At 65.3% G+C, this 3,362-nt stretch carries 4 protein-coding genes; 2 read left to right on the top strand and 2 right to left on the bottom strand.

Annotated elements, in window-relative coordinates; translation table 11 throughout:
• The coding region (locus EOA86_RS27540; protein ID WP_164892024.1) for a glutathione S-transferase family protein at window positions 1-500 on the top strand (500 nt) is incomplete at its 5' end.
• A 15-nt stretch (window positions 501-515) separates the two neighbouring features.
• On the opposite strand, the gene EOA86_RS27535 is transcribed toward EOA86_RS27540, so the two are convergent.
• Both EOA86_RS27535 and EOA86_RS27530 read right to left on the bottom strand, forming a co-directional pair.
• Window positions 516-1,772, bottom strand: a complete 1,257-nt coding sequence (locus EOA86_RS27535) for an RNA polymerase sigma factor (protein WP_095517656.1) — start codon at window positions 1,770-1,772, stop codon at window positions 516-518.
• A 6-nt stretch (window positions 1,773-1,778) separates the two neighbouring features.
• Window positions 1,779-2,147 (bottom strand): YciI family protein, encoded by a 369-nt coding sequence (locus EOA86_RS27530; protein ID WP_029347934.1) that lies wholly within the window; start codon window positions 2,145-2,147, stop codon window positions 1,779-1,781.
• A gap of 241 nt (window positions 2,148-2,388) precedes the next feature.
• On the opposite strand from EOA86_RS27530, the gene EOA86_RS27525 reads away from it, so the two are divergent.
• Complete coding sequence (locus EOA86_RS27525) at window positions 2,389-3,348, top strand: TAXI family TRAP transporter solute-binding subunit (protein ID WP_128344563.1); 960 nt, start codon at window positions 2,389-2,391, stop codon at window positions 3,346-3,348.
• Window positions 3,349-3,362: the final 14 nt, after the last annotated feature.

The following is a 3,362-nucleotide window of genomic DNA, read 5'->3' as shown; positions in this document are numbered from 1 at the left end:
ACATCAGCCCCTTGAACCAGGTGCCAGTCCTGATCTTGCCGGACGGAAGTTCGATGACCGAATCGGCGGCGATCTGCATCCTGCTTGCCGAGCGCCACCCGGAAGCGAACTTGGCGCCGGCAGCGAACTCGCCTGACCGCGCCGACTTCCTGCGCTGGATGACGTTCATGTCGTCGGTCATCTATCAGGCTGACCTGCGGTTCTTCTATGCTCATCGCTACACAGCCGATCCCGGCGGCGTGGACGCAGTCAAGCAGGCGGCGATCTCGGAATTGGATCGCGGCTTGGCCATTCTCGATGCTGCCCTCGAAGGCCGCGACTGGCTGGTCGGCGACCAGCTCTCGCTGGCCGACATCTATCTCGTCATGCTGGTGGCCTGGCATCCCGAGGTCGGAAAAGTCCGCACCGCCTGGCCGAACATCGAACGCCTGTGGGCCAAATTGCGGGAGCATCAGGTGATGAGGAAGCTGAACGCCTCCCACGCCATGTGGCCGGCCTGAACCGATCGCCTTGTCTCAGTCTGCTTCCGCGCGGCCGAGCCCCGCCCGTCGTTCCTGCAGGAACCGGCGCACAGCCGGGTCGCGTTCGAGGCCGATCGCCCGGTCATAGGCTGCGGCCGCTTCCCGGGTTTTGTCGATCCTGGCCAGAAGGCCCGCGCGCGCGGCCCAATAAGGCTGATAATCATGCAGCCGTTTGTCGTCGCCAAGCTCATCAAGTGCACTCAATCCCGCCGCGGCGCCGTCGGCCTCGGCAATGGCCACCGCGCGGTTGATCGAAATCACCGGCGAGCCGGCAACCATCGACAGCGCGTCGTAGAGATGTTTGATCGCAATCCAGTCGGTCCGGCCGGTCAGCCGCCGGGTCGTATGGGCGGATTGCACGGCCGCCTCGAGCTGGTAGCGACCGACAACGCCCTTGGCCGCGGCGCGCCTGAGCAGCGTCTCCGCTTCGTCGATCAAGGCGCCGTCCCACAGCGCAAGCTCCTGCTCGGCCAATGGCACATAGTCTCCGGCGGCGTTGCGCCGCGCCGCACGCCGCGCCTCGGCAAACAGCATCAGCGCCAGCAGGCCGAGCGCTTCCGGCTCATCCGGCATCAACGACGCCACCAGCCGGCCGAGCCAGATGCCTTCGGTCGCGAGATTGCGCCGCCGGGTTTCGGTGCCGGCCGGGTCGGACCAGCCTTCGGCGAACGCGGCGTAGATCGCTTCCAGCACCGCATCCAGCCGCTCGCCGAGCTCGGCCCGCTCCGGCACACGGAACGGAATGCCGGTCTCGCGGATGCGGTTTTTGGCGCGCACCAGGCGCTGGCCCATCGTTGCCGGCGACACCAGGAATGCAGAGGCGATCGTCGCGGCGTCGAAGCCCAGAATGGCTTGCAGAATCAGCGGCGCGCGCACGCCGGCCTCGATCGCCGGATGGGCGCAGGCAAACATCAGCCGCAGCCGTTCGTCGGGCAGGTCTTCATCGGCCATGCGGGCCTCGATCTCCTCGGCGATCAACCTGAGATGGTCGCGGCCCGCCTCGCTGGTCAGCCGCCGCCGGATCGCGTCGACGCTACGTTTTCGTGCCACCGCCAGCAGCCAGGCTTCCGGTTTCTCAGGCACGCCGGTTTGCGGCCAGCGTTCGAGCGCCGCCGCAAAGGCGTCGGCCAGCGCGTCCTCGGCGCCGGCCACATCGCGGATGCGCGCGGCCAGATAGGCGACCAGCTTGCCGTAGCTTTGGCGGGCGGCTGCATCCGCCGCCGCCCGTGCGATCTCCGGACGACTGTCCATCACTGGTCATTTCTCAGATAAGTACTCCGTCATTTCCCAGATCGGTCGCACCTCGACCGTGCCAGTGCTGGCTGCTGGACAGCGCGCAGCCCATTCGATGGCCGTGTCGATGTCCGCCGCCTCGATCATGTAGAAGCCGGCAAGTTGCTCCTTGGTATCGGCATACGGGCCGTCGAGCACGTTGGTCTTGCCGTTAGCCATCCGTACAGAGGTGGCCGCCTGGGTCGGTCTCAGCCGGTCGCCGGCCAGCCATACGCCTGATTTCTTCAACGCTTCGGTATAAGCGCCATAGGCCGCGAGGGTCTGCTCGGTGCTCTCGCGTGGCGCATTCGCCATTGCGGCTTCGTTTCCGTAGATCAAAAGCATGTATCGCATGGTCTTCTCCCGTGGTTTCGAAGGCCGCGTCGTTGCCGGCCGAACCAATGTCGCGCGTCCTCGCCCGAATTCGACAGGCGCTGCAAAAATCTTTCGGCCCGGATGGCATCTCGCGCAAGCCTGCATGTCCAGCGGCATCGACCGTTGGTCTAATCGGCGCAATTGCGGGTTGGCATTTCCCGCCCGCTGTCTAAACTCGCCTCGGGTCGTGCGGTGGCAAATATTTCAGGGAGGAAATCACATGCTTAATTTCAGGACGAAGTTTGTTGCCGCCGGCGCGCTGGCGCTGTCGCTGGGCATTGGCGCGGTTTCGGCCAAGGCGCAGGAATTCATCAACGTGCTGACCGGCGGCACCTCGGGCGTCTATTATCCGCTCGGTGTCGCGCTGTCGGAAATCTACGGGAAGGGCATCGAAGGCGCCCGCACCCAGGTGCAGGCGACGAAAGCTTCGGTCGAGAATCTCAACCTGCTGCAGCAGGGCAAAGGCGAGATCGCCTTCGCGCTCGGCGATGCCGTCAAATTGGCCGCCGAGGGCAATACCGAAGCCGGCTACCCGGGCAAGCTCGACAAGCTGCGCGGCATCGCCGCCATCTATCCCAACTACATCCAGATCGTTGCCAGCAAGGAATCCGGCATCAATACGCTTGCCGACCTCAAGGGCAAGAGCCTGTCTGTCGGCGCGCCGGCCTCCGGCACCGAGCTCAACGCCCGCGCCATCTTCGCGGCCGCCGGGCTGAAATACGAAGACCTTGGACGGGTCGAGTATCTGCCCTTCGCCGAATCGGTCGAGCTCATCAAGAACCGCCAGCTCGACGCCACGCTGCAATCGGCCGGCCTCGGCGTCGCATCGATCCGCGACCTCGCCACCTCGGTGCCGATCAACGTCGTTGCAGTACCGGCGGAGGACGTCGCCAAGATCGGCTCGCCCTATCTTTCGGTAGCCATTCCCAAGGGCACCTATGAAGGCCAGACCGAGGATGTCGCGACCGCCGCCGTCGGTAATTTCCTCATCACCCATGCCGACGTCTCCGACGAGACCGCCTATCAGATGACCAAGCTGCTGTTCGAAAATCTCGACCAGCTCGCCGCCGCCCACGCCGCCGCCAAGGCGATCGACATGACCCAGGCGCTCGACGGCATGCCGGTGCCGCTGCATCCCGGCGCCGAGCGGTACTACAAGGAAAAGGGGCTGGTGAAGTAGGGCACTCCCTCCCC

Source organism: Mesorhizobium sp. M5C.F.Ca.IN.020.32.2.1 (assembly GCF_004023105.1).
Classification (GTDB): Bacteria; Pseudomonadota; Alphaproteobacteria; order Rhizobiales; family Rhizobiaceae; genus Mesorhizobium; species Mesorhizobium wenxiniae.
The sequence above is the reverse complement of the archived record's forward strand: the minus strand, read 5'-3'. Positions and strand labels throughout refer to the sequence as shown.

Coding starts and splice junctions, on each gene's coding strand:
- EOA86_RS27535 (WP_095517656.1), bottom strand. CDS start 1,772: ATGGACAGTCGTCCGGAGATCGCACGGGCGGCGGCGGATGCAGCCGCC.
- EOA86_RS27525 (WP_128344563.1), top strand. CDS start 2,389: ATGCTTAATTTCAGGACGAAGTTTGTTGCCGCCGGCGCGCTGGCGCTG.
- EOA86_RS27530 (WP_029347934.1), bottom strand. CDS start 2,147: ATGCGATACATGCTTTTGATCTACGGAAACGAAGCCGCAATGGCGAAT.